We start from the raw sequence: 24,097 nt of genomic DNA, 5'->3' as shown, positions 1-24,097 counted from the left end.
CGGGCATGGCAAGGATAGGTACAGGCCTGCTTTCCGGGCGCGCTTTACCCGCACGGTGGGCCTTGCCGAAGGGCGCGAGGTCGGTCTGCGGCCTTGCATCGTCTCGCGCCTTGTCTTACGCCGCATCAGCGCAAACAAGTCCAGGCAGGTGTGCCATCAGCAGGATATCGCAAAGGCAGGGCGGAGCAGGGCGGGCGGGCGGGCAGCCGCCGCGCGGCGGCGATCTCGACCAACACGTGCGGCAGGCCCTGGCTCTGCACCAGGCCGGCCGCCTGACGGAAGCCGAGGCGCTGTACCGTAAGGTGCTCGATGCGCGCGCCGACCATGCGCCGGCGCTGCATTTCCTCGGCTTGCTGCTGCATCAGAGCGGGCGCAGCGCCGATGGATTGGCGCTCATACAGCGCTCGGTGCGCGTGCAGCCGGGCAACGCCGACTTCCTCAACAATCTGGGCACGGTCCTACGCGACCTCGGCCATACGAAGGCCGCCGCCGACCAGTTCCGCAAGGCGGTCGCCCTCAAACCGGACAACCTGGCGGCGCGCGACAATCTCGCTTCGGTCGAAAGACAGCTTGGCCGCTTCGATGCCGCCAAGGAGGTGTTGCGGGCGACGATCGGCCGCCACCCTTTCCATATCCGGGCGCGGATCGGTCTCGCCGACACGTTGCAGGAAACCGGTCATATCGACGAGGCGCTGGCGGTTTTCCGCGAAGCGCTGTCGATCCGGCCGAAGGATGCGGAAGTGCTGCACGGCATGGGCGTCGCGCTGATGGAGAAGGGCGACCTTGCCGGCGCCGCCGAGCATTTCCGCGCCGCGCTTGCCGTCGACGCCACGCGTGCGGTGTCCTGGCAATTGCTGGCGCAGGTCAAGCCGCAGCGCGAAGGCGACGGCGAGCTGAGCGCGATGACGGCCGCGCACGACAAGGCGCCGGCCGACAGCCAGGCGCGCATGCAGCTTTCCTTCGGCCTCGGCAAGGCGCATGACGACCTGAAGGATTACGGCCGGGCTTTCGGGTTCTTCCTCGAGGGCAATGCGATCCGCCGCAAGGAGATGGCTTACGACGGTGACCGGACACGGGCCGAATTCGCGGCCATGAAGGCGACCTTCACGAAGGATTTCTTCGACCGGCGCAAGCCGAGTGCCATTTCCGACGACACGCCGATCTTCGTCGTTGGCATGCCGCGGTCCGGCACGACGCTGATCGAGCAGATCATTGCCAGCCATCCGCAGGTTTTCGGTGCGGGCGAGCTGACAATTCTGCGATCGGCGGTGGGCAAGGGCTTTCCGCTCGACATGAAGGGCGGCTTTCCGGCCGGTATCGCCACGATGCCGGACAAGGCTTTCGCCGATGCCGGCCACGACTATCTCGACATGCTGACCAAACGCTATCCGGGCTATCGCCACGTCACCGACAAGATGCCGGGCAACTTCCTGCTGGTCGGGTTCCTGCACATGATGTTGCCGAAAGCGAAGATCGTGCACTGCGCCCGCAATGCGGTGGCGACCTGTCTGTCGATCTTCAAGACCAACTTCCGCGGCGACGGGCATCGCTACGGCTACGATCTCGCCGAACTGGCCGACTTCCACAACCTCTACGTGGACCTGATGGAGCACTGGCGCACGGTGCTGCCCGGCGTCGTCCATGACGTCCGCTACGAGGATTTCGTCGCCGACCAGGAAGGCCAGTCGCGGGCGCTGATCGACTGGCTCGGCCTGCCGTGGGACGATGCCGTGCTTGCCTTCCACAAGGCTGACCGCCAGGTGCGCACGGCTTCCGCCGCGCAGGTGCGCCAGCCGATGTACAAGGGCTCGGTCGACCTGTGGAAGCAGTACGGCGACAGCCTTCAGCCGCTGATCGGGCGGCTGAAGTAGGTTCGGTTCCCTCCCCACAGGAAAGGACGAAGGCCTATGATTCCACGACCATCTCGAAACCGCCAAAGATCATGCGCTTGCCGTCGAAGGGCGCATCATTCATAGCCCCGGCCATACGAGGGTCGTTCATCACCTTGCTGTTGACTTCGCCCCGGTGCGCGCGGTCGCGATAGACGATCCACGAGAACACGACGGTCTCGTCCTCTTTCGCCTGAACGGCGCGCGGGAACGAGGTCAATTCCCCATAGGGGACGTCGTCGGCAAGGCATTCGGCATAGGCGAGCGCGCCATGGCTCATCCAGACCTCGCGACCGAGCTCGGCCATCTTCCTGTAAGCCTCAATATTCGCCTTGGGCAGCGCGATCAGGAATCCATCGACATAGGACATCTGTCCTCTCCTCACTTGGCCTTGACGGGCGCGTTCATGGCCCATTCGACGCCGAAGGGATCGCGCAGCGCGCCCCAGCGGTCGCCCCAGAACATTACCTGGAGCGGTGTGGTGACTTCGCAACCGGCGTCGACGGCGCGCTGCCACCATTCGTCGATGTTTTCCTCGGTCAGGTGAAGCTGCATGGTGCAGGCCTGAACGGCCTTCACCGGATGGCCATGCTCGGGGTAGAAATCGCCGAGCATCAGGCTGGAGCCGTTGACATGCAGGTGGATGTGCATGGTGCGGCCCTGCTCATCCGGCGGATAGGCGAAGACCTGCCTGGCGCCGAAAGCCTTTTCATAGAAGGCGGCTGCTTTCGTCGCGCCGTCGATGCCGAGATAGGGCGTTAAGCCGCCGAGAACCTGCGCGGCCTGGGGGGACTGTTCGGTCATTGTCTGTTCCTCTCTTGTCGCGGTTGCGAGCAAAGGACGAACGACGAAGCGGCATGCCGACAAGGCGGCCGAAAAATTTTCGAGTCGATGCCCCCGCCGAAAGCCGAATCCGGCAGGCAATATCCGACTGCACAAGGACTATCCGGCTATTTCTTTCCCTGCGGATAGATCGTCTCGCCGCGCTTCAGCATGTCGACGAAGGCGGTAATCTTCTTGCTTCGGCCCGCTTCGGTCTTTGTCTGATGCATGCGGAAGGCAAGCGCGAAGCGGTTCTGTGCGCTCAAAGTGGCGAGCATCGCGCTTGCTTCCGGCTCTGCGTCGATCGCGGCCTGAAGATCGTCAGGGATCGTCATGGTCTTGCTGCTGTAGGCACGATCCCAGCGTCCGTCAGCCTTGGCGGCTTCGACCTGGCGCAAGCCGTGCTCCGTCATCCTGCCTTCTTCGATAAGACGGGCGACGTTGTCGACGTTGATCTTGCTCCAGGTGCTCTTCTTGCCGCGCGGCGTATAGCGCTGCAGGAAACTTTTCTCGTCATGCCCCTTGCGGATGGCGTCGATCCACCCCCAGCACAGCACGACGTCGATGGCTTCCACAGGGGTGATGGATTTGAGGCCCGAATTCACCTTGTGAATTTTGATCCAGACTTCGCCCTCGCTGTGATGGTGCTTGCCGAGCCAGGCATAAAACGCGGCAGCGTCGGCAAATTCATGAATCCTGGATGGATCGACCTTGACAGGCGCCATGGACGGTGACTTTCCGCGTATCGGATTAATGGCCGGGCCGGCCGCTCTTCTTCGGCCGGCGCGTCTGGTGGCGCTGGTCGCCGGCGTCTTCGTAGGAGCCGATGCCGGCGCGCTCGCGCTTGATCGGCTTGACGTCCTCCGGCTTGGCCGGCTTCACGCCCTCGACCGGCTTTTCGGTGCGCCGTACGGTCATTTCGTCCAGCGAGTTCTTGCGGAACAGCGAGGGTTTGTTTTCGCCGGGCACTCCGTAGTCCGAACCATGCGCCTCCTGTGCCGACTGCTTCTTGAACAGCGAGCGCGATACGGCGCCGGCCGGCGTCGGCATGTCGGTACCAGGTCCCATATGGTCGATATGCGGCTTCTGGAACAGTGATTTGCCGAGTGGCTTGGCGCCGTCCGCGCCCATTTCGTCTAGCTGCGGCTTGCGGAAAAGAGAGGCGTCGGTCGCGCTGTCGTCCACCGTCCGGTGCCGCTCGCGGCCCTTGTTGTGCTTGCCTTTCTCGCGACCGGAAACCGGGCTTTCGCTCTCGGCGTATTTCGCCAGCGGGTCGTCGGAGATCTGCAACTCCAGCTCGGTCAGCCGCTTGATCTCGTCGCGCAGCCTTGCGGCTTCCTCGAAATTGAGGTCGGCGGCGGCGTCGCGCATCTTCTTGTTCAAATGCTCCAGATGGACTTTCAGGTTGTTGCCCATCATCTGGCCGGCATCGTCGGTGAACTGCGAGATGTCGGCGCGGACGTGGTCCTTCTCGTAGACGGAGTCGAGGATGTCGGCGATGCGCGACTTCACGCTCTCCGGCGTGATGCCGTTGGCCTCGTTGTATTCGAGCTGCTTCTCGCGGCGACGGTTGGTCTCCGCCATGGCACGTTCCATCGAGCCGGTGATCTGGTCGGCGTAGAGGATGACCTTGCCGTCGACGTTGCGCGCGGCGCGGCCGATGGTCTGGATCAGCGAGGTTTCGGAGCGGAGAAATCCTTCCTTGTCGGCGTCGAGGATGGCGACGAAGCCGCATTCGGGAATGTCGAGGCCCTCGCGCAGCAGGTTGATGCCGACCAGCACGTCGAAAGCTCCAAGACGAAGATCGCGCAGGATCTCGATGCGCTCCAGCGTGTCGATGTCGGAGTGCATGTAGCGCACGCGGATGCCCTGCTCATGCAGGTATTCGGTCAGGTCCTCGGCCATGCGCTTGGTCAGCACCGTGCAGAGCGTGCGATAACCCTTCTTCGTCGTCTCGCGGATCTCGCCGACGACGTCGTCCACCTGGGTCTTGGCGGGGCGCACCTCGACGGGCGGGTCGATCAGGCCGGTCGGGCGGATGACCTGCTCGGCGAAGACGCCGCCGGATTGCTCCAGTTCCCAGCTGCCGGGCGTCGCCGAGACGCCGACGGTGAGCGGGCGCATTGCGTCCCACTCTTCGAAACGCAGCGGCCGGTTGTCCATGCAGGACGGCAGGCGGAAGCCGTATTCGGCCAGCGTCGCCTTGCGGCGGAAGTCGCCGCGGTACATGCCGCCGATCTGCGGAATGGTGACGTGGCTCTCGTCGACGAAGATCAGGGCGTTGTCCGGCACATATTCGAACAGGGTCGGCGGCGGATCGCCGGGATTGCGGCCGGTGAGATAACGCGAATAGTTCTCGATGCCGGCGCAGGAGCCGGTGGCTTCCAGCATCTCCAGGTCGAAGCGGGTTCGCTGCTCCAGTCGCTGCGCCTCCAGCAGGCGGCCAGCCTTTTCAAGCTCTTGCAGGCGGTGCTGCAATTCTTCCTTGATCGACTTGATAGCCTGATTCAATGTCGGGCGCGGCGTCACGTAGTGCGAATTGGCGTAGATCTTGACCGACTTCAGATCGCCGGTCTTCTGGCCGGTCAATGGGTCGAACTCGGTGATCTGCTCGATCTCGTCGCCGAACATCGAGATGCGCCAGGCGCGATCCTCGAGGTGGGCCGGGAATATCTCAATGGTGTCGCCGCGCACCCGGAACGAGCCGCGCACGAAATTGGCGTCTTGGCGCTTGTACTGCTGGGCGACGAGGTCGGCGAGCAGTTGCCGCTGGTCGAGGCGGTCGCCGATCGTCATCTGGAAGGTCATCGCCGTATAGGTCTCGACCGAGCCGATACCGTAGATGCACGATACCGAGGCGACGATGATGACGTCGTCGCGCTCCAGCAGCGAGCGCGTCGCCGAATGGCGCATGCGGTCGATCTGCTCGTTGATCGAGGATTCCTTCTCGATATAGGTGTCGGTGCGCGGGACGTAGGCCTCCGGCTGGTAGTAGTCGTAGTACGAGACGAAATACTCGACCGCGTTGTTCGGGAAGAATTTCTTGAATTCGGCATAGAGCTGGGCGGCCAGCGTCTTGTTCGGCGCGAGGATCAGGGCAGGGCGCTGCGTCTCCTCGATCACCTTGGCCATGGTGAAGGTTTTTCCCGAGCCGGTGACGCCGAGCAGCACCTGCGTGCGGTCCTCGTTGGCGACGCCTTCGACGAGGTCTTTAATAGCGGTTGGCTGGTCGCCTGCCGGCTGGAAGTCCGACTCCATCTTGATGGCGATGCCGCCTTCGGATTTCTCCGGCCGCTCGGGGCGATGCGGCGTCCACAGCACGCCGTTCTTGTGCAGCGGGTTGCCGCTCTCGATCAGGTCCGCCAGCGCCTTTACCGTGGCGGTGACGCCGGTGTTGGAAAGCGTCTCGGCGTCTTCCAGCGCAATATCGAGGCCGGCGACGGGGTTCAGCCCCGCGGCCGCGCGCTCCTTGGCCGAAGCCGCACCGCCCATGGAGGTACCGCGCGCGGTGCGGGTAGGGGACGTGCTTTTCTCTGGGATTTTTTTTGCCGATTTACCCCCACCCCTAACCCCTCCCCGCAAGGGGGAGGGGGATTCGGGCGCGGCAGCTTCCCCTCCCCCTTGCGGGGAGGGGTTAGGGGTGGGGGTAGGCGGCGTGGAGCGCTCGGCTTCGCGCGAAATCTGCTCGGCCCAATCCGAAATCGAGCCGGACAGCGGGGCGCCGGTGAACTCGGCCTGCCGCGCTTCGGCGAAGCCCTTGCGCTCCAGCGGCTCGGAGGCGTCCAGATAGTCGGTCACGGCGTTGCCGCGCTTGCGCGGTGGCATGCGATCGTCCTGCGCCGGGCGCGTCGTCTTCTCGGGAGATTTGGCCATGCGCCGAATATGGGTGGAGTCCGAGCAAATGGAAAGAGCCGAGTGGATCGGCCGGGGCAGCGCCGCGCCTCTTCCTGACAGCAGGCTGTCAGGAAGAGGCGGCAAGTTTGGGGGCGGTCGCTGAATCTGTCGCGGCCTGCTTCACCACCGACCGGCGACGGTTTAACACAGGCAAAAATCCGGGCGCTTCGTGTCGAATTTTCCGCTTTCCTATAAGCTTTCCTGGCTGCCACGCTTTTTGAGCCCGTCGCTGGCCGGCGACCGGAAGGGCTTTGCGGCACGACGGGCCGAATGGATCGAGCCGGTGCCCCGCCATAAGGCGCGGCTGGTGTTCGTCGGCGATCTTTCGGCGGTGGCGAACCGGGCGGCGCCGACCGTCGATCCGGCCCTTCGCGACCTGTTCGCCTCGGCCGATCTCGTCGTCGGCAATTGCGAGAGCCCGGTGGTCGAGCGGCCGCGCTTCGGGCTCGGCACGCGGCTGGGCATCCGCCATACCATGACCGCGGGATTCCTTGGCGAGGCCTTGGAAGCCGTGGGCATCGTGCGCGAAAGGCTGGTGTTGTCGATTGCCAACAACCACGCGCTGGATCAGGGCGTCGAGGGATTTAGGGAGACGCTGGAGGCGCTCGCCGGGCTGGGCATCCGCACCATCGGTTTGGCCGGCGAGCCGGTGGCGAGGGTCGTCCTTCTCTCAGCATCGTTCCAGGCTCAATATCGTCGAGGCACCCCCACCCCTAACCCCTCCCCTCAAGGGGGAGGGGAAGCTGCCGCGCCCAAGTCCTCCTCCCCCTTGAGGGGAGGGATTAGGGGTGGGGGGACGCTGACGGTCGGATTTTCCGCGTTTACTCAATGGTATAACGCCCCCGCACGCGATTTCGCAGGACGGGTCGGCATGACGACCGATCCGGCGTCATGGCCGCGCGAAACCATGCAGGCCTGCGACCTGCTCTGCGCGGTGCCGCACTGGGACTGGGAGTTCCGCCACTTTCCCCGCGCCGAAACCCGCGCCTTGGCGCGGCGTCTGGCGCAAGCCGGCGTCGGGCTGATCGTCGGCGGCCATGCCCATGTCGTGCAGCCGCTGGAGCGCATTGGCGGTTCGCTCGTCGCCTACGGGCTGGGCGATTTCCTCGGCACGGCCTTCGTGCGGCAGCCTTGGCCGGGGCGGATCGGCGCCATGCTTGCTGTGGACATCAGCCTCGACGAGGCGATGCGTGGCCGGATCGCCGGCTACCGGATGCATCCCTTCTTTCGTCTGTGCGAGACGGGGCGCGAGCGGCTGGTGCCGGTCGAGGCGCTGGACGTGCGGTTGCGCGACAAGGTCGTCCGTCGGCTTGCGGCGGTCATGGGTGCCGAAGATGCGGCGTAGGCCGTTTTAGCCGAAGCGCAGCTTCAGGCCGACGATGGCCGCGATGAACAGGAAGGAGACGGTGTTGGCGAGGATCACCGGCAGCGAGCCGATGGCGAGGCCGTAGACGATCCACAGGAAGACGCCGGAGGCCAGCGCGGCGGTGGTGACCAGTGAAATGTCCTTTGCCTGTCGCTCACGCAGGATTTTTACGATCTGTGGCAGCCACGCAAGGGTGGTGATGCACGCGGCGAGGGAGCCGACGAGTTCGTACAGGGGATTCAAGGCAGCGACTTTCTGAAAGGCACGCATCCGCGCGGCGCGTGATATGCCAGATTTGCCCGTCGCTGTGAAGCGGCAACGCCTGTGCTGGCCCAATCGAACCGGACCGGTTCTCACGGCCCGGCGGCCGGCGGGGCGGTCTGGCCTTTGGCGGAAGCGCGCGCTATCGATTGGCTTCCACGAGGGGACCGCATGATCGAGGAACGCAAGGGCTTCCGCCTGTCCCGGCGCATGCTTCTGGGTACGGCCGTGGTAGGCGGCGCGGTGCTGTGGGGCGGCAATACGGTGGCGCGGCTGATGCGCGGCCCTTCCGGCACCAAGGACGCCGGCCGCATCCTGGATGCCGACGGCGTGACGCTGGCCCTCAAGCCGCTGGATCCTCAGCCCGCCTACGATCCGTCGCTGCCATGGCTGGCCAAGGGCGGCATGCTCAACGACGCCAGCGGCCTGTCCCGCACGCCGGTCTACGGCGTGGTCGAGGTTTCGAGCGAAGAGCACGTCGCGCGGGCGCTTGCCTTCGCCCGTGCCAACGGCCTGAAAGTCTCGATTGCAGCGGTGCGCCACTCGATGGGCGGCCAGGCCTTCGACGACAACGCGCTGGTGCTCGACATGCGCGCCTTCAACGCCGTGACGGTCGATGCCGATGCCATGGCCATGACGGCGCAGCCCGGCGCCACCTGGCACGACATCCAGAACCGCCTGCATCCGCGCTTCGCGGTGAAGGCGATGCAGTCGACAGACATTTTTTCCGTCGGCGGCTCGCTGTCGGTCAACGCGCACGGCATGGACCATCAGGCCGGCTCGGTGGCCGGTTCGATCCGTTCGCTCAAGGTGATGCTGGCCGACGGTTCGGTGGCGACCTGCTCGCGTGACCAAAACGGCGACCTGTTCCGCCATGTGGTCGGTGGCTACGGTCTGTTCGGCGTCGTGCTGGAGGCGACGCTGGATATCGTCGGGAACACCGTCTACCGCACCTCGCGCGAGATCATCCGATCCGACGATTTTCCGGCCTTTTTCGCCGACGTGCTGGAGCCCGACAGGGATACCGGCCTGTTCTACGGCCATCTGTCCACCGCGCCGGGCAACTTCCTCGAAGACATGATCGTCTACCGCTACGACAAAGTGGCGGACGAGCCGCCCGCCGACCAGCCGCCGATCGGCGAGCCGGGCGCGGTCGGCATCAAGCGCCTCATCATGAACATGGCCAAATGGGGCGGGCTGTTCCAGGAACTGAAATGGTTCACCGAAAAGACGCTCGAGCCGCGCTTCGAGGCCTGCACGGTGGCGCGCACCGAGGCGATGGGCGAGGGCGAGGCGTGCCTCGTCACCCGCAATAACCCCATGCACGATTCCGTACCCTACCTGTTCAACGATCTCGCCGGCGACACCGACATCCTGCACGAATACTACGTGCCGCGCGCCGCCTACGGCGCCTATATCGCAGAGGCGCGCGAAATCCTGCGCGCGCAGCCCCTGCAACTGCTCAACGCCTCGATCCGCGTCGTTCATAGGGAAGATGTGGCGCTGACCTATGCGCCGGAGCCGGCCTTCTCGCTGGTGCTCTACATCAACCAACAGGCAACCGACGAAGGAAACCGGCAAATGCGGGCGCTGACCCGCGCTCTGATCGACGCGACCTTGAAGCACGGCGGCCGCTTCTTCCTGCCCTACCAGATCCACTATACTGGCGCGCAGCTTCTGGCCTCCTATCCGGAACTGCCGGCCTTCCTGGCGAGGAAGAAGGAAATCGACCCGGACGAGCTGTTCACCTCGACCTTCTATCGCGCCCTGAAGGCGCTCAGCGGCGGAAAGGGAAACGCATGATGGGGATGAAGCTCGTTTCTTTCCTTCTCTCCGCCGCTTGCTGCCTGTCGGCGGCACACGCGGACACGCTAAAAGCCTATCGGCTGACCGTCGACGGTGTTGCGACCGATATCGATGCCGGCGAAAGCGCCGAGATCACGCTGCCGGACGGACGCAAGGTGACGGCGCGGTTGGAGCGCAACGAATTCGCGACCTATGCGGGCGAGCGCTTCTCCTTTGTCCATCCGAGCACGATGGCGGTGACGAAGACGCAGCTCACCGACGGTATCGTGCAACATCTGCTGGCGACCGCCGTCGGCACGGTCGTGGTGGTGCAGGACTATGCCGCCGTCAATCCCGTCTCGCTCGACCAGCTCATGATGCAGGAAATGACCAAGGAAACGGTACAGGCGGGCGGTGAGCTGACGCAACAAAAGACGAGCCGCACGCTGGCCGACGGCAAGGAACTGATCGGTCTCAAGGCAACGGTGAAGACGCGCACGGAGAGCGTCGACTACGAGGTTCTCGGCTATGGCGGGACCGACCAGGGCGTGATGGTCATCACCCGTATCGACGCCGACAACGCCGGCACCGACCAACCGCTGATCGACCGGTTCTGGCAAAGCCTGACGATCGATTTCTGAAGCGGAGCGGCTTCCGGGGCGACCGCGCGATATCCGGGCGCCGGATCGTGTCGAACCCGACGCCTTGAGGCGTCAGGCGAAAGCGCGGGCGCGCTTGCGGCCGGCGGTGGTGCGGGCGCGCGAGCGTGGCGCGTAGGGCTCGGGCAGGTCGCCCTTGCCGTTGGTCGTTTCCGTGCGCTGCTGCCTCAGCGAGGCGACGGTGCGGTTCAGCGTCTCGATCTTGGCCAGCATTTCCTTGACCTGCCGTTCGTGCAGGCTCGACTGCCGGGCCTTCTCGGTCTGCGTCTCGGCGATGGTGTCGGCCAGCTTGCGTTCGGCGAATGCCCGCTGCGTGTCCGATTCCGTCAGCCTGGCGTTCAGCGCGGCGATCTCCGCCGTCGTCTCGTTCTGGTCGGAGACTCCTGCCTGGACACGGGAGACGAGGCTCTGGATCTCCGCGCGCAAGGCGTGCAACTCGCTCTGGTAGATATCCTCGCGCTCGTCCATTTCGCGGTTGAGGCGGGTGGCGGCCTCATTGGCCTCTATCAGCTTCTGCTCGAGTGAATCGGCGAATTGCTGCAGCCGGTTCGCTTCCTTTTCCTCGCTGGCGAGCCGGGCGGCCATCTTGGCCATGCGGGCGGACTCGCCGGCATGCAGCGACGACAGGTCCTCGAACTTGCGGCGCGTCTCGGCCTGCCGCTGCAAGGCCTTGTCGAGGTCGAGGGACAGGCTGACATTCTTCTCGCGCAGCAGCTCGTTCTCGCGCATGAAGCGTTCGGCTTCGCTGTTCTTGGCGGCGAGCGCGGTGTGCATGTCGCTCTGCGCCATCTCGGCGCGCGAAGCGACGCCGCGGGCGTCGATTGCCTCGATCCGGGCGGAAGCGAGTTCCTCGCGCATCTGCTCGGCCTCGGCCAGTGCCTTGGCCTCGCGCCGCTTCAGCACCTCGGCCAACTGCTCGTAGCGGCCACGCAGCTTCTCCAGCTTGTCCAGCCGGTCGGTGAGCTTGCGGTTCTCCGAGGACAGGGCCGCCGCCGCATGTTCCAGTTCGTTGGCGCGCCGCACGTCGGCATAGCAGTCGTCGAGGAATTCGCGGTCGAGGCGATGCGACGACTGCATCTTGGTCAGCGCGGCGCCGATGGCGTCGAGTTGCTCCTGCATGGCGCTGCGCGCCTCCTCGAAGGCGGCGATGTCGGCAATGCGCGCCTGGGCCTGGGCGGTCATGCGTTCCTGTGGGGCGTCCTCGCTCGGGTGGCCTTCATCCTCCCCGTTGGTGGGCTCGGCCTCCCAGCCTGCATCCTCGACGGATTCGGCGACGGCGTTTTCGCCGGCGGCGGAGGATTCCTCCATCTCCGCCGGCAAAAGGAACTCCTCCTTCAGTATGTCGTCCATGTCGCTTTCGAGCGCGACGAAGGCACGTTTCATGGTGCTCTTGCGGGTGAGGATGTTGGCGAGATTCATCGCGCTGCCCTGCCTGTTTCAACCGGTCGCAACGCCGGCGTTCATAATTTGTTAATAAATCATACATACTTTCAATGGGTTGGAAATGGGGTGCCGCGACGACTTGCGGTTATAGTAAATGACGCCAATGTAAGCGTCAGAAGGCGGACCGCATGGTTCGCTATCAATACGTCGGCGTCTTTGCCGTTGCTTCCGGATATACTCGTAATACTGAAGATCAGCGCAACGCGGAGAGTGGCCGCTCACGGCGGGCGGACGTCGCTTCAGTAGTCGTAGACGTGTTCCAGCCTCGCGCCGGCCCTGGCCAGCGCCGGCAGCACCGTATGCAGCCGACGCACGGCAACGACCATGCCGGTGCGGCGGCGGTCTGGATCGGCCGGGAGCGGATAGGCGAAAAGCTGGCGCGCACCTTCCGGCACGGCTATCGCGTCGGCCGAGAGCACGGTGACCATGATCTCATCGTTGCCGCCGATCTCGACGAAGGAAACGCCTTTGTCGATGAGGCGCGGGATCATCTCGGTGAAGACCTGGTAGCGTTTCGTCACGAAGACGGCGCCGTCGGCGCCAAGGTCGCGCTCCAGCGCGGTGTCGGGCTCGTTGCGGGTCGCTTCCGCAACCGGTCCCTTGGCCCAGACATGGATATCGAGAAAGGCGGGGTCGGCGGTGGCGGCGAGTGCCGACTTGATCAGGTCGGCGTAGCCCTGCTTGATCGTGTCGGCGAGCCCGAAGGCAAGCTTGCGCTCGCCCGGCCGCACGCTGCCGTCGCCCGGCGCCGGTTCGACGGCGAACAGGCCCGCGCGTTTTTCGGCATAGGGGAACTCGTACCACGGCACCTGGTCGAGGAAGGCGGCATAGTCGGCGGCGACCTTGGCCTGATAGATGTCCGCCGCCGTGCGGCGGCCGGCGGCCAGCTCGGTGACGCGGCCGACGGTGTTCTCATAGGCCCACTGGATTGCATGTTCGATGGTGTGGCTGGTGCCGATGACGGCCAGCATCTGGTGGTTCTGGAAATTGAACGGGTAGGCCGAACTGGCGCGGATCACCGCGGCGTAGTCCTGCCAGAAACGGCCGATGTAGGACCAGTAGGGAAAGCCGCTCGGCTGATTGTCCTTGACGTAGCCGGCATATTCGCGCGCGGCGTAGACGATGGCCCATTCCGGGTAGGTCAGGTAGGTCGATTCTTCCGGTCGTTGGTAGCCCGGTATTTCGGCACGTACCTTTGCTGCCAGCGCCTTGGGCGGCGCTCCGTCGGCGAGGCCGGGAAGGGGCGTCGCGTCGGGAGACTCCGTGGTCAGGAAACCGTAGCCCAGCCCGACGACCGGGATGAGCACGACGATGATCGCCAGCCAAATGGCCAGCTTGACGAGGCGCCAGAGCCAGCGGAACAGGACCATCGCCGCTCAGGCCGCGGCGAGCCGATCGCCGACCCGCTTCGCCAGCACGAAGCCGACCCACAACGCGAAGCCGCCGATGACGATATGCGGCAGGTTGGCGAAGACCCGCACCGGGAACTCTATGTCGTCGAAGGAACGGAAGCCGTTGATGAAGATGCCGCCGTCGAGACAGCCCGACCCGGTGACGAGGCCGAGGATGCCGTCGAACAGGTAGACCGAGCCGAACAGCCTGAAATAGAACACCGACTGGCGATGCGACAGCATGGCCGCGACCAGCGCCCAGACGCCGGAGAAAGCGTGCAGCAGGTCGTCGTACCATTGCAGCGAGAACAGCCCGAACAGGTTGCCGGAGGCGTCGTTGAAGGCCGGCACGTAGCCGACAGCGACGACGGCGAAGAACAGCACGCCATAGGCGACGGCGAGTTTCTGGATGAGCGTCATGGCGAATCCTCGCTGCAGGTGCCGAGGATACTAGCCGATTTCACGGATTCGTGAAGGCATTGCCTATCACAGGTTGCGGCAGGGAGAGGGCTGGATCGGCGCATGCCTGCCGCAAAAGACAGTCGGCACCGGGATCGCTCCCGGTGCCTCCCTGTCACATTGGGATCGGTCTGTCGGCGTCGTCCGAAGAGTCCGCGCCATTGCGATCCTGATGTTGACGATCCTTGCGGATGCCGTCCGAAGACGGTTTCCGGTCCGGATCGCGCCGCTTCGGCCCTTGCGGGCTTCCACAACGCGCCATCGAAGGACTTGACCGGCCTTCATGGCTCTCATCGGCCCGCCATCGGCGTTCGCACGCGTCAGCGGCCCCGCAGGTCCCGGCTCCGTCTTCCGGCAGGCAAGCCCGCTTTCCGTCGTGCCGTACGGGCTCAAGCGTTCCTCGTGGTCTTCCGTCTTGCGACGGGGCGATCCGTGGCGCCTGAGATGATTGAAGGTTACGCTGCGGAAGCGCGTGAGGAAACCGGCTGGCGCCTGTGGATACAGTGGTTATCGGGCATATCCGGTGGTAAATCGCAGAATCTCGGATAAACGGAGCGGTTTCGCCGAGGCAGGGGCAAAAGATGGCGAGCGGTCTCGGGGGAAGGCGCGGGTGAAAGTCGGGGTCGTTCTCAACCCTGTGGCCGGGGGCGGCAGGCTGAAGCGGGAGTGGCCGCTGGTCGCCGCCGCGCTGAAAAAGCATTTCGGCGCTTTCGACCTGCGCGAGACGCAGGCCGAGGGCGATGCGGAACGGCTCGCGCTCGACCTCGCCGCGCAAGGCTGCGACCTAGTGATCGCGGCCGGCGGCGACGGCACCGCCAGCGAGGCGGCGGACGGCCTGTTGCAGGCGGTCGACGAACTGGGCCGCACGGCCGAACTGGCGCTGCTGCCCTGCGGCACCGGCATCGATTTCGCCCGCGGGCTCGGCCTTGCGCGCGAGTTGGACGCGCTGATCGAGCGCATCGCCATGGCAAAGGGCAGGGCGGTCGACGCTGGCCGCATTTCCTACATCGACGATCACGGCGCGCTGGCCAGCCGCCATTTCATCAACATCGCCAGCGCCGGCCTGTCGGGCGCCACCGACCGCGCGGTCAACGCCGACAGGCGCAAGGGCCGCGTCAGCGCGAAAGCGCTGTTCTACTGGCGCACGGTGGCGGAGTTCGTGCGCTACCGGTTCCAGAGCGTTCGCATCACCGTCGACGATGCCGAACCGATTGAGAGTCGAGTGGCACTGGTAGCGGTGGCCAACGGAAAATTCTTCGGCGGCGGCATGATGGTGGCGCCGGACGCCGATCTGCATGATGGCCAGTTCGATATCGTCATCCTGCGCGCCGCCAACAAGGCGAAGCTGATCTGGGACCTCAGGCTGGTCTATGGCGGACGGCACCGCAACCATCCGGCCATCACCATCCTGCGCGGCAAAAAGGTGGTGGTCGAACCGGCTGGCGGCGGCGGCGATGCGGCGCTGATCGATATCGACGGCGAGTCGCCCGGCCGAATCCCGGCGACATTCGAGATGCTGCCCGGCGCGCTGATGCTCAGATATTGATTCAGGGCGTTGTGGACGCGATTCCGCACCGTCGCCTAAGCCATTGAAATGGCTGGCTTCAAGGAAACAGCGGCGTCTGCATCATCTCCAGATGCAAGGCCTTACCGTCATAGGGATGCGCCTCGCACACGGCCTCATTGAGTTCGACGCCAAGGCCCGGCTCCCTCGAGGGAATGACATGGCCGTCCTGCCACTCGATCTTTTTCTTCAGCAGCGTCGCGTGGAACCCATCCCATTGCTTCAGCGATTCGAGGATGAGGAAGTTCGGCAGCGTCGCGGCGAGCTGGATGTTGGCCGCGCCGACGATCGGCCCGCAATAGCAGTGCGGCGCGACCTGAATGTGCCATGCCTCGGCCATGGCAGCGATCTTCTTGGTCTCGAGAATGCCGCCGGAGCGGCCGAGGTCGGGTTGCAGGATGGTGGCGGCGCGGCTCTCGATGACGCGGGCGAATTCGAATTTGGTCGTCAGCCGCTCACCGGTGGCGATGGGGATTTTTGTGCTGCGCGCGACCTCCGCCATCACTTCAGGCATGTCAGGCGGCACCGGTTCCTCGAACCACAGCGGATCGTAGGGTTCGATGGCACGCGCCATGCGTAGCGCACCCGATGCCGTGAACTGGCCGTGCGTGCCGAACAATATGTCGGCCTTCGTGCCCACCGCCGCGCGGATCGCCTTCAGCATGCAGGCCGACAGGTCGATGTCGACGAGGCGCGGCTGGTGGCCGTCGAAGGCGGTATAGGGACCGGCCGGATCGAGTTTCACCGCGTTAAAACCCTGCTCGACGTAGAGGGCGGCGCATTCGGCGGCGAGATCGGGATCGTTGTAGACGTTCTTGCCGCTGACGTCCTCGGTGTGGACCGAACCGGTGTGCGGGTAGAGATAGGTGTAGGAGCGCAGCGTCTCGTGCACCCTGCCACCCAGCAGTTGATAGACGGGCTGGCCGGCCTCCTTGCCGATGATGTCCCAGCAGGCCATTTCCAGCGCCGAGAAGCAGCCCATGGCGGCGACGTCCGGCCGCTGGGTGAAGCCGGAGGAATAGCAGCGGCGGAAGAAGGTTTCGATGGCGTGCGGATCGTGGCCGATGAAATAGCGCTCGGCCATGTCCTCGATCATGCGGGCGGTGACATGGGCGGAGAAGGTGGCGTTGTAGGCTTCGCCATAGCCGACGACGTTTGAATCTGTCGTCAGCCTGACGAAGATGAAATACTTGCCGCCGATGCCGGGTGGCGGGTTGCCGACCACCCAGGTCTTGACGTCGGTGATTTTCATGCGTTGTCCTCCAGCACCATCTGCGCCCCCTTCCAGCCTACCATGATGGTCGGGGCGTTGGTGTTGCCGGTGATGTTTCCGGGGAAGACCGAGGCGTCGATGACGCGCAGGCCTTCGAGCCCATGCACGCGCAGGCGCGCATCCACCACCGCGCGCCCGGCGTCCGGTCCCATGCGGCAGGTCGAGACCGGATGGTAGACGGTGCCGGAGCGCTTCCTGAAATCCTGAATCAGGTCCTCGTCCGAAGTCACTGACGGACCGGGCAGAATTTCTTCCATGATATATTCGGCCATGGCCGGCATGGCGGCGATCCTGCGCACGAACTTCACCGCCGCCAGCATCTCCTCGACATCGGAGTTGGTGGAGAGCGCGTTGGCGACGATTCTTGGATAATCGCGCGGATTGTTCGTGCGGATCATGATCTCGCCGCGGCTCGACGGCCGGCAGTTGGACAGGCCGATGGAGAAGCCCGGCCATGGGTCGGGTGTGAGAATCGGCCGCTCGCCGCTTTTCGGGATGACGGTCGAGAAGGCCTGGAAATAGAGCTGCATGTTCGGCCGCGTCTGACCCGGATCGGTGCGGAAAAAGCCGCCGGCATTGTTCATCGACAGCGACAGCGGGCCGGAGCGCAGCAGGAGGTATTGCGCGCCGACCAGCGCCTTGCCCCACCATGGCCGCAGGATCTGGTTCAGCGTCGCCGTGCGGCCCTTGAAGGTGTAATTGATGCCGACATGGTCCTGCAGGTTGGCGCCCACATTGGCGTTAGCGTGCACCATCGGAATGCCCAGCCCCTGCAGCAGCGTGCCGGGGCCGACACCGGACAGTTGCAGGAGTTGCGGCGAGTTGATCGAACCTGCGGCGAGGATGACTTCGCGCCCTGCGCGGACGGTGTGCACCCGGCCGTTCTGCTCATACTCGATGCCGACGGCGCGCTTGCCTTCGAACAGGATTTTCGTCGCCAGCGCGTTCGTCTCGACGCGGACGTTTTTTCTCCGCATCGCCGGCCGCAGGAACGCGCGCGCCGCCGACATGCGGCGGCCGTCGCGGGTGTTGATCTGGTAGATGCCGACGCCTTCCTGCGTTGCGCCGTTGAAATCCGCATTGAGTGGCAGGCCGGCCTGCTGCGCGGCGGCCAGATAGCGTTGCGACAGCGGATGGACGGCCTTCTCGCAATGGGTGACGTGAACCGGGCCGCCGGCGCCGCGCCAGGCGTCGGCGCCGGTCGCATTGTCCTCGATCGCCTTGAAGGCGGGCAGAACGTCTTCCCAGTCCCAGCCGGGATTGCCTTCGGCCGCCCAGTCCTCGTAGTCCTCGCGGGCGCCTCGGATCCACACCATGGCGTTGATGGAAGAGGACCCGCCCAGCACCTTGCCGCGCGGCCAATGGTCGGCATTGCCGGCCAGGCCGGGGTCCGGCTCGGTCTTGTAGTTCCAGTTGACGGCAGGATCGAAGAAGCACTTGCCGTAGCCGAGCGGCATCTGCACGTAGAAGCGCCGGTCGCTGCCGCCGGCCTCCAGCACCAGCACCGAAAAGCGGCCCGAGGCCGACAGCCGCTCGACCAGCACCGAGCCGGCCGAGCCGGAGCCGACAACGATGAAATCATAGGTCTGCATGGTCGCGACGGCGGCTCCGGAGATTTCGGCCAGCCTAGACACGGCGCTGCACAGCGTCACCGGCGGTTGCGTCGCCGCTTGTGAAAAATACGACGATCTTTCCGCTGCGAAGCGGACGTTGACGCTTCACCGTCACAGGGCTACGGCATGAAGACAATCAGCAGGGGAGGTCAGGCGGTATGGTGCATTACGTGGACGGCACGAAGCCGCATGGCGAACTGACGCTGAGGACGCTGGCCATGCCTTCCGACGCCAACGCCGCAGGCGACATCTTCGGCGGCTGGGTGATGGCGCAGATGGACCTTGCCTGCGGCATCCGCGCCGCTGAACGCGCCAAGGGGCGCGTGGTGACGGCGGCGGTGAAGGAGATGGCGTTCGCCAAGCCGATGAAGATCGGCGACACGCTGTGCATCTACTCCCACATCGCGCATGTCGGCCGCACCTCGATGGTGCTCAAGGTCGAGGCGTGGGCGCAGCGCTACCTTTCCGACCTGATGGAAAAGGTCACCGATGCCGATTTCGTCATGGTGGCGCTGGACAAGGACGGCAAGCCGACGCCGGTGCCGTCCGAAAGCTGACCTCAGGCGGCCGCGGCCGTATCGAAGCGCGCCCGCGCCTCGTTGATACGGCCGCTGTTGGCGATCGCCCATTCGGCGAGGCCTCGCACCGGTATTTCCAGTTCCCGGCCGAGATCGGTCAGTTCGTAGTCGACGCGCGGCGGGATGGTGGGGAAGACCGTGCGCGTGACGAAGCCGTCGCGCTCCAGGGTGCGCAGCGTCACGGTCAGCATCTTTTGCGAGATGCCGCCGACGGCGGCGCGCAGTTCGTTGAAGCGCATCGGTCCGTCGCCCAGCCGGCGCACCACCAGCAGCGACCACTTGTCGCCGATACGCTGGAGGATTTCCGAAACGGCGCGGCAGTCCTCGGTTGCATGAAGGTGACCCGATTTCAAAAAAGTGCCTCCTTGTAATTCACTGGACCGGTCTCTCATATAGCGTCGGTATCTAACGGATACCAGAGTTTCCAAAGGAGAGCCTCAAATGTCCAAACCCAGAATCGCCATTGTCGTCGGTTCGACGCGTGCAGCGCGCTTCGCCGACGCACCGGTCGAATGGATCGCCAAGATAGCCCGCCAGCATGCCGATATCGAGGTGGAGGTCGTCGACCTGCGCGATTTCCCGATGCCGTTCTTCGAAGAGGTCGCTTCTTCCGCGTGGGTGCCCTCGGAGAACGAAGTGGCGCAGCGCTGGCAGAAGAAAGTCGCCGGATTCGACGGTTTCATCTTTACCGCCGCCGAATACAACCACGCACCGACCGGCGTGCTGAAGAACGCCCTCGACTATGCCTATACCGAGTGGAACAAGAAGCCGGCCGGCTTCGTCGGCTACGGCGGCGTTGGTGGTGCGCGCGCCATCGAGCAACTGCGTCAGATTTCCGTCGAATTGCAGATGGCGCCGGTGAAGTCGGCCGTGCACATCACCTTGGGCGATTTCCTCGCCGTTCGCCAGGGCGAGAAGAAGCTCGAGGAAATCGATCACCTCAACCAGGCGGCACATGCGCTGGTCAATGACATCGTCTGGTGGGCCACGGCGCTCAAGAAGGCGCGCGATGCCGAGGTGGTGGAGGCGGAAGCCGAAGCCGCCTGAGCGGTCCAGAGATTCCTCCCAGGACGAAGGGGCGGCAGCGATGCCGCCCTTTTTTGTAGCGACGGATCGTTCCGCTTTTACCGGACGATCTCGCGATGGCCGGCGGGCAGGCGGGCGGCGATGACCTTGTCGATGCGGCGGCCGTCCATGTCCACCACCTCGAATCGCCATCCTTGCGCGTCGACCGTCTCGCCGGTGCCGGGCAGATGGGCGAGGTGGGACAGCACATAGCCCGCCACCGTCTCATAGTCGCGGTTCTCGGGCAACTCGATGCCGAGGATGTCGGCCATCTCGTCGGCCGGCATGTAGCCGGCGAGCAGCCAGGAACCGTCCTCGCGCTGCACGGCGCTGTCCTTCTCGTCGTCGGCATCGAGATCGGAGCGGAAGACACCGGTGATCGCCTCAAGGATGTCCGCCGGAGTGACCACGCCCTCGAAGTGGCCGTACTCGTCGTGGACGAGGGCCATCGGCATGTCCGCCTCCTTCAGCCTGGCCAAAACGTCGAGCGCGTCCGCCTGGTCGTGGACGATGGGCGCGGCGCGGACGTATTTGCGCGGGTCGAGCGCCTTGCCGGCGAGCAGGGCGGCCAGCACGTCGCGGGTCTGGACGACGCCGATCATGGCATCGACGCCGTCGCCGGCCGGCAGGCGCGAATGCTGCGTTTCCATCAGAAGCCTGCGGTTGGCGGCCTCGTCGGCCTGCAGGTTGATCCAGTCGACGTCGGTGCGCGGCGTCATCACCGCGCGCACCGCGCGGTCGCCCAGCCGCATGACGCCGGCGATCATGCGCCGCTCGTCCGATTCGATGGTGCCGTGATGCTCGGCTTCCGCCACCAGCATCTTGATCTCGTCGTCGGTGACCTTTTCCTCGCTCTCGCCGCGCTGGCCGAGCAGCCACAGCACGAATCGGCCCGAAAAATCGAGCAGGAAGACCAGCGGCGCCGCGATCTTCGCCAGGGCGGCCATGAACGGGGCCGCGCGCGCCGCCACCTTCTCGGGATTGCGCAGGGCGATCTGCTTGGGCACCAGTTCGCCGATGATGAGCGAGCCGTAGGTGATCAGCGCCACCACGATGCCGACGCCGAGCGGGTGGGCTACGCTGTCAGCCACGCCTTGCGTCGCCAGGAATCCGGCCAGGCGCTCGCCCAGCGTGGCGCCGGAGAAGGCGCCGGACAGCACGCCGACCAGCGTGATGCCGATCTGTACCGAAGACAGGAATTTTCCCGGATCGGCGCCGAGCGCCAGCGCCTTTGCCGCGCCGCCGACGCCCCGGTCGATCATCGTCTTCAGCCGTGCCGGCCGCGCCGAGACGATGGCGAGTTCGGACATCGCCAGAAGACCGTTCACCAGGATGAGCGCGACCACGATGGCGATTTCGATGTAAAGCATGGCGAGTCCTTAGCATCCGGACCGCCATCCCGGAAGCGACCAAATGCGCGATCCCGGATGCGCGGTCAGGGTGTGGCCCGCAGCAGGCCGACGACCGCCTTGCCGTCGGTGAAATAGGGATCGCCTTCGCCGTTGCGGCCGTTCTGCGTCGCGCCGACGCCGTCGATCTCGACGGTCGAGCCGAGGACGCCCGCCCTGGTGAGATCGCCGATCAGGAAGGCGCGCTCGGCATCGATGTCGGGCGCGATGTGGTGGGTTATGGCGCCGGTGTCGCGGCTCAGGCCGACGCCCCGGTCGAAGCTCGCAGAGCCCAGCCAGAGCGACTGGCCTTCCGGGTCCGTTTCCGCCGTCCGCCAAAGGCGTACGTGGTGGCGCTGGTCGGCGCTGCCGCCTACCGGCTTCTCGAAGGCGAGATCCTGCGGCCGTCCATCGAACAGCAGCGTGCTCACCGGCGCGTCGGGATATGGATGGTCGAACAGAACGCTCTCGCCGATCTCGACGGCGGTCTTCAGCGTCACCGCGTCGGCGGTATCCCATTTCGCAAGGCCGAAGGCGCGGATGACCTTCGCCCGGCTGCCGATAAGGCCGACATTGATGGGGTCGCCGGCAATGCCTTGCGACGTGCGCGTCACCATCTCGCGCACGGCTGCGCCGCGCTCGCGCAATTCCCACAGGGCTGGCAAGGCGAAGTAGGCGAGCCCGAGGTAGAGCCCGCATAGGATGGCGAACCAGTTCGAGGCTCGTCGCAGGCGCCTTCGCCGGCTCATGTGCACCCCCGTGCGAGACCGGCTATTCTATGCTTTTCAGCGGCAGGCGCGATAGCCGCTGCGGCGGTTCTTCACGTCGAAATGGAAATGGTTGCGGTGGTCGTAATTGTAGCCGGGGCCGAGCACGGTGGTGAAATACTGGCAGCCGTCGGCGCGCACCGTGTTGAGGAAGCCGCGCGTGCGGAAAGCGAACAGGCCGGGCTTGCGCACGTCGATCTCCTCGCCGTTGGTGAGTTCGATGCTCATGACGTCAAGCGCATTGCCCTTGCCGTGTTCGGACAGCACGCCTTCGCCGGCGATGTTGCGGCAGGAATAGCTCGATCCCTGGCGGATGGTCTTGACGCCCGACCAGTACCGCCAGCGCGCGGCGGGAACGAGTTCGCTTTTGGTCCAGGCGGCGAAGGTGGCCGCCATGTTGCAGGTCAGCGTCGCGGCCGGCTTCATCCTGACCGAGCCGATGGCGGAGACCTTGACGGGATGGTCGATGCCGCATTGGCCTTCATGGATCGGCTCGACTTCGGTGAAGGCGACGCCGAGGCGCTTCAGTTCCTTGCGGCAGTCGACTTCGTCGGCCGGCATCGGTTCCGGCCCGAAGGCCGGTTCTTCCACGCGCGGATATCCGATCGTCATGGTCGGGCTGGAGATCGGCGGCTGCACGACGGTGGCGACGGAATAAGAGGGAACGGCGGCCGTCTGCGTGCCGACGTCGACCGGCGGCTGTAGGTCGAGCACGCCGCTGCTGGTGCAGGCCGAGATCGCGCCGGCCGCCGAAAGCGCAAGCAGCCAGCCCGTGATGCGCAGGCGCCGCGGGCGGCGCGCGGCCGATGCAGCGGCAGGAGATTTTGCCATCTGGAAGGTCCCGGTCCCTTGAACGACCGAGGATAGGATGTATCGGTAAAGGAAAGATCAGCACAGCCGTTCACTCGTGCGGCGCAAATGCGGCGAGGGCGACCTCACTGGCAGAAGGTACCGCCGTTGCGGCGCGATTCCAGATCGAGATGAAAGTGCCGTGCATGGTCGGCATCGCTGCCGGGGCCGAGCACCGTCTTGAACGGCCCGCAGGCGGCCTGCCGCACCTTGGCGAGGAATTTCGCCTGCTTTTCTGGCGGGGCAGGGCCGATCTCGATGCGGGTGCCGTCGTCGAGGACGAAGGCGGAAATGTCCAGCGCGTTGCCGAAAGCGTGTTCGGACAGCTTTTGGCCGTTGTGGCGCGGTCGACAGACAAAGGCCGAGGCTTGCTCGACCGATTTCAACCCGCTGCCGAGCTCGACCCTGGCTGCGGGCTCAACCACGTCGGCCAGGAAGCGGGCGGCCGCTTCGGCCATCGCGCAGTTCATCTCGGCGTCCGGAGAGAGCCCGGCGGTGCCCAGTTTCTTGACGGCAACGGGGTAGGGCATCGAGCAGCCGATGGCGGCGTCATGCTCCGCCTTGCGGTTCTCGAAGGCGACGCCGAGGGCTTGCAGCCTCATGCGGCAGGCGATTTCCCCGGACGGCAAGGTGTCGGCGGCCGTCTCGTCCGAGCGCGGATCGGGCTTGGGCTTCGGTTTCTCCGGTTCCTCGGCTTTGTCCTGCGCGTCCGGCGGCGGTTCCGGCTTTTCGGGCGGAGCCGGCGCGACGGTTGGAGGCTCGGCCTTGTCGGTGCCCGGCGCCTCTGCCGGGCGTGGGGCCGGCACCGGCGCTTCGGCCGGCGGCGCATCCGGCGTCTGCGGTTTGGCCGGCGCGGCTTCGTTCGGAGCGGGCAGCGGGGCGGTCGGCGGCAGTTTCGGTGTCTTTGCCCATGGCTGGCCGCCGGGCCAGATCAGTGCGGCGAAGGCCAGGGCGGCGATTGTTGCGAAACGGATTTCCCTCATGCCGCCTAAAACGGCAGGGCGGCGAACGGGTTGCCTCGGCAAGGTCCG

22 protein-coding genes are annotated in these 24,097 nt (G+C 65.4%); 7 read left to right on the top strand and 15 right to left on the bottom strand.

Annotated elements, in window-relative coordinates; genetic code table 11:
- The first annotated feature begins 236 nt into the window (after positions 1–236).
- Positions 237–1,871 carry a tetratricopeptide repeat-containing sulfotransferase family protein gene (locus tag FGU64_RS07190; RefSeq protein WP_139951782.1) on the top strand — a complete coding sequence of 545 codons (1,635 nt, stop codon included), beginning with the start codon at positions 237–239 and terminating at the stop codon, positions 1,869–1,871.
- 34 nt (positions 1,872–1,905) lie between these two features.
- Here the strand turns inward: FGU64_RS07190 and FGU64_RS07185 are convergent, their stop codons facing one another.
- From FGU64_RS07185 to uvrB, 4 genes are all read right to left on the bottom strand, one after another.
- The gene (locus FGU64_RS07185) at positions 1,906–2,259 is read right to left on the bottom strand and encodes a DUF1428 family protein (RefSeq protein ID WP_139951779.1); all 354 of its coding nucleotides are present in this window, start codon (positions 2,257–2,259) and stop codon (positions 1,906–1,908) included.
- Between the two features lie 11 nt (positions 2,260–2,270).
- Complete coding sequence (locus tag FGU64_RS07180) at positions 2,271–2,693, bottom strand: glyoxalase/bleomycin resistance/extradiol dioxygenase family protein (RefSeq protein ID WP_139951776.1); 423 nt, start codon at positions 2,691–2,693, stop codon at positions 2,271–2,273.
- Positions 2,694–2,839: 146 nt separating this feature from the next.
- Complete coding sequence (locus tag FGU64_RS07175) at positions 2,840–3,436, bottom strand: YdeI/OmpD-associated family protein (RefSeq protein ID WP_139951773.1); 597 nt, start codon at positions 3,434–3,436, stop codon at positions 2,840–2,842.
- Positions 3,437–3,461: 25 nt separating this feature from the next.
- Positions 3,462–6,584: an excinuclease ABC subunit UvrB gene (gene uvrB / locus FGU64_RS07170; protein ID WP_139951770.1), complete on the bottom strand. Its 3,123-nt coding sequence runs from the start codon at positions 6,582–6,584 to the stop codon at positions 3,462–3,464.
- 190 nt (positions 6,585–6,774) lie between these two features.
- On the opposite strand from uvrB, the gene FGU64_RS07165 reads away from it, so the two are divergent.
- Positions 6,775–7,950 (top strand): CapA family protein, encoded by a 1,176-nt coding sequence (locus tag FGU64_RS07165; RefSeq protein ID WP_139951767.1) that lies wholly within the window; start codon positions 6,775–6,777, stop codon positions 7,948–7,950.
- 6 nt (positions 7,951–7,956) lie between these two features.
- Here the strand turns inward: FGU64_RS07165 and FGU64_RS07160 are convergent, their stop codons facing one another.
- Positions 7,957–8,214 (bottom strand): SemiSWEET transporter, encoded by a 258-nt coding sequence (locus tag FGU64_RS07160; protein WP_230978797.1) that lies wholly within the window; start codon positions 8,212–8,214, stop codon positions 7,957–7,959.
- Between the two features lie 189 nt (positions 8,215–8,403).
- On the opposite strand from FGU64_RS07160, the gene FGU64_RS07155 reads away from it, so the two are divergent.
- The gene (locus tag FGU64_RS07155; RefSeq protein WP_139951765.1) at positions 8,404–10,035 is read left to right on the top strand and encodes an FAD-binding oxidoreductase; all 1,632 of its coding nucleotides are present in this window, start codon (positions 8,404–8,406) and stop codon (positions 10,033–10,035) included.
- Positions 10,032–10,658 carry a hypothetical protein gene (locus FGU64_RS07150; protein WP_246671257.1) on the top strand — a complete coding sequence of 209 codons (627 nt, stop codon included), beginning with the start codon at positions 10,032–10,034 and terminating at the stop codon, positions 10,656–10,658. The genes FGU64_RS07155 and FGU64_RS07150 overlap by 4 nt, the downstream gene beginning before the upstream one ends.
- A 72-nt stretch (positions 10,659–10,730) precedes the next feature.
- On the opposite strand, the gene FGU64_RS07145 is transcribed toward FGU64_RS07150, so the two are convergent.
- The 3 genes from FGU64_RS07145 to FGU64_RS07135 all read right to left on the bottom strand — a co-directional run bounded on the left by FGU64_RS07145 (position 10,731) and on the right by FGU64_RS07135 (position 13,930).
- The gene (locus FGU64_RS07145; protein WP_139951762.1) at positions 10,731–12,095 is read right to left on the bottom strand and encodes a hypothetical protein; all 1,365 of its coding nucleotides are present in this window, start codon (positions 12,093–12,095) and stop codon (positions 10,731–10,733) included.
- A gap of 263 nt (positions 12,096–12,358) precedes the next feature.
- Entirely contained in the window at positions 12,359–13,489 is a 1,131-nt protein-coding gene (locus FGU64_RS07140; RefSeq protein ID WP_139951759.1) for a hypothetical protein, read from the bottom strand.
- Positions 13,490–13,495: 6 nt separating this feature from the next.
- On the bottom strand, positions 13,496–13,930 hold the full coding sequence (locus FGU64_RS07135) for a DUF4383 domain-containing protein (RefSeq protein WP_139951757.1): 435 nt from the start codon (positions 13,928–13,930) through the stop codon (positions 13,496–13,498).
- 649 nt (positions 13,931–14,579) lie between these two features.
- On the opposite strand from FGU64_RS07135, the gene FGU64_RS07130 reads away from it, so the two are divergent.
- Positions 14,580–15,515 (top strand): diacylglycerol kinase family protein, encoded by a 936-nt coding sequence (locus FGU64_RS07130; RefSeq protein WP_139951754.1) that lies wholly within the window; start codon positions 14,580–14,582, stop codon positions 15,513–15,515.
- 58 nt (positions 15,516–15,573) lie between these two features.
- Here the strand turns inward: FGU64_RS07130 and FGU64_RS07125 are convergent, their stop codons facing one another.
- Both FGU64_RS07125 and FGU64_RS07120 read right to left on the bottom strand, forming a co-directional pair.
- The gene (locus FGU64_RS07125; RefSeq protein ID WP_139951751.1) at positions 15,574–16,785 is read right to left on the bottom strand and encodes a mandelate racemase/muconate lactonizing enzyme family protein; all 1,212 of its coding nucleotides are present in this window, start codon (positions 16,783–16,785) and stop codon (positions 15,574–15,576) included.
- A complete protein-coding gene (locus tag FGU64_RS07120; protein ID WP_139955287.1) occupies positions 16,782–18,398 on the bottom strand; it encodes a GMC family oxidoreductase N-terminal domain-containing protein in 1,617 nt (538 codons plus the stop codon). Before FGU64_RS07120 ends, FGU64_RS07125 begins: the two co-directional genes overlap by 4 nt.
- A 179-nt stretch (positions 18,399–18,577) precedes the next feature.
- Between FGU64_RS07120 and FGU64_RS07115 the strand changes: the two genes are divergently transcribed.
- Positions 18,578–18,976, top strand: a complete 399-nt coding sequence (locus tag FGU64_RS07115) for an acyl-CoA thioesterase (protein WP_139951748.1) — start codon at positions 18,578–18,580, stop codon at positions 18,974–18,976.
- Positions 18,977–18,978: 2 nt separating this feature from the next.
- Here FGU64_RS07115 and FGU64_RS07110 read toward each other — a convergent pair whose 3' ends face one another.
- Complete coding sequence (locus FGU64_RS07110; RefSeq protein ID WP_230978795.1) at positions 18,979–19,350, bottom strand: helix-turn-helix domain-containing protein; 372 nt, start codon at positions 19,348–19,350, stop codon at positions 18,979–18,981.
- A gap of 88 nt (positions 19,351–19,438) precedes the next feature.
- On the opposite strand from FGU64_RS07110, the gene FGU64_RS07105 reads away from it, so the two are divergent.
- Positions 19,439–20,044: an NADPH-dependent FMN reductase gene (locus FGU64_RS07105; protein ID WP_139951745.1), complete on the top strand. Its 606-nt coding sequence runs from the start codon at positions 19,439–19,441 to the stop codon at positions 20,042–20,044.
- 77 nt (positions 20,045–20,121) lie between these two features.
- Here the strand turns inward: FGU64_RS07105 and FGU64_RS07100 are convergent, their stop codons facing one another.
- From FGU64_RS07100 to FGU64_RS07085, 4 genes are all read right to left on the bottom strand, one after another.
- Positions 20,122–21,432, bottom strand: coding sequence for a hemolysin family protein (locus FGU64_RS07100; RefSeq protein WP_139951742.1), 1,311 nt, complete (start codon positions 21,430–21,432; stop codon positions 20,122–20,124).
- 65 nt (positions 21,433–21,497) lie between these two features.
- Positions 21,498–22,199 carry an LssY C-terminal domain-containing protein gene (locus FGU64_RS07095; RefSeq protein ID WP_139951739.1) on the bottom strand — a complete coding sequence of 234 codons (702 nt, stop codon included), beginning with the start codon at positions 22,197–22,199 and terminating at the stop codon, positions 21,498–21,500.
- A gap of 36 nt (positions 22,200–22,235) precedes the next feature.
- Positions 22,236–23,048 carry an extensin family protein gene (locus tag FGU64_RS07090; protein WP_139951736.1) on the bottom strand — a complete coding sequence of 271 codons (813 nt, stop codon included), beginning with the start codon at positions 23,046–23,048 and terminating at the stop codon, positions 22,236–22,238.
- A gap of 104 nt (positions 23,049–23,152) precedes the next feature.
- A complete protein-coding gene (locus tag FGU64_RS07085) occupies positions 23,153–24,049 on the bottom strand; it encodes an extensin family protein (RefSeq protein ID WP_139951733.1) in 897 nt (298 codons plus the stop codon).
- Positions 24,050–24,097 lie beyond the last annotated feature (48 nt).

Origin of the sequence: Mesorhizobium sp. 8 (assembly GCF_006351905.1) — a bacterium.
Lineage (GTDB): Bacteria > Pseudomonadota > Alphaproteobacteria > Rhizobiales > Rhizobiaceae > Mesorhizobium > Mesorhizobium composti.
The sequence above is the reverse complement of the archived record's forward strand: the minus strand, read 5'-3'. Positions and strand labels throughout refer to the sequence as shown.

Bases quoted from the DNA above. Each gene is read 5' to 3' on its own strand.
- FGU64_RS07140 (WP_139951759.1), bottom strand. From the start codon at position 13,489: ATGGTCCTGTTCCGCTGGCTCTGGCGCCTCGTCAAGCTGGCCATTTGG.
- FGU64_RS07185 (WP_139951779.1), bottom strand. From the start codon at position 2,259: ATGTCCTATGTCGATGGATTCCTGATCGCGCTGCCCAAGGCGAATATT.
- FGU64_RS07120 (WP_139955287.1), bottom strand. From the start codon at position 18,398: ATGCAGACCTATGATTTCATCGTTGTCGGCTCCGGCTCGGCCGGCTCG.
- FGU64_RS07155 (WP_139951765.1), top strand. From the start codon at position 8,404: ATGATCGAGGAACGCAAGGGCTTCCGCCTGTCCCGGCGCATGCTTCTG.
- FGU64_RS07115 (WP_139951748.1), top strand. From the start codon at position 18,578: ATGGTGCATTACGTGGACGGCACGAAGCCGCATGGCGAACTGACGCTG.
- FGU64_RS07095 (WP_139951739.1), bottom strand. From the start codon at position 22,199: ATGAGCCGGCGAAGGCGCCTGCGACGAGCCTCGAACTGGTTCGCCATC.
- FGU64_RS07180 (WP_139951776.1), bottom strand. From the start codon at position 2,693: ATGACCGAACAGTCCCCCCAGGCCGCGCAGGTTCTCGGCGGCTTAACG.
- FGU64_RS07135 (WP_139951757.1), bottom strand. From the start codon at position 13,930: ATGACGCTCATCCAGAAACTCGCCGTCGCCTATGGCGTGCTGTTCTTC.
- FGU64_RS07090 (WP_139951736.1), bottom strand. From the start codon at position 23,048: ATGGCAAAATCTCCTGCCGCTGCATCGGCCGCGCGCCGCCCGCGGCGC.
- FGU64_RS07105 (WP_139951745.1), top strand. From the start codon at position 19,439: ATGTCCAAACCCAGAATCGCCATTGTCGTCGGTTCGACGCGTGCAGCG.
- FGU64_RS07150 (WP_246671257.1), top strand. From the start codon at position 10,032: ATGATGGGGATGAAGCTCGTTTCTTTCCTTCTCTCCGCCGCTTGCTGC.
- FGU64_RS07125 (WP_139951751.1), bottom strand. From the start codon at position 16,785: ATGAAAATCACCGACGTCAAGACCTGGGTGGTCGGCAACCCGCCACCC.
- FGU64_RS07085 (WP_139951733.1), bottom strand. From the start codon at position 24,049: ATGAGGGAAATCCGTTTCGCAACAATCGCCGCCCTGGCCTTCGCCGCA.
- FGU64_RS07145 (WP_139951762.1), bottom strand. From the start codon at position 12,095: ATGAATCTCGCCAACATCCTCACCCGCAAGAGCACCATGAAACGTGCC.
- uvrB (WP_139951770.1), bottom strand. From the start codon at position 6,584: ATGGCCAAATCTCCCGAGAAGACGACGCGCCCGGCGCAGGACGATCGC.
- FGU64_RS07100 (WP_139951742.1), bottom strand. From the start codon at position 21,432: ATGCTTTACATCGAAATCGCCATCGTGGTCGCGCTCATCCTGGTGAAC.
- FGU64_RS07175 (WP_139951773.1), bottom strand. From the start codon at position 3,436: ATGGCGCCTGTCAAGGTCGATCCATCCAGGATTCATGAATTTGCCGAC.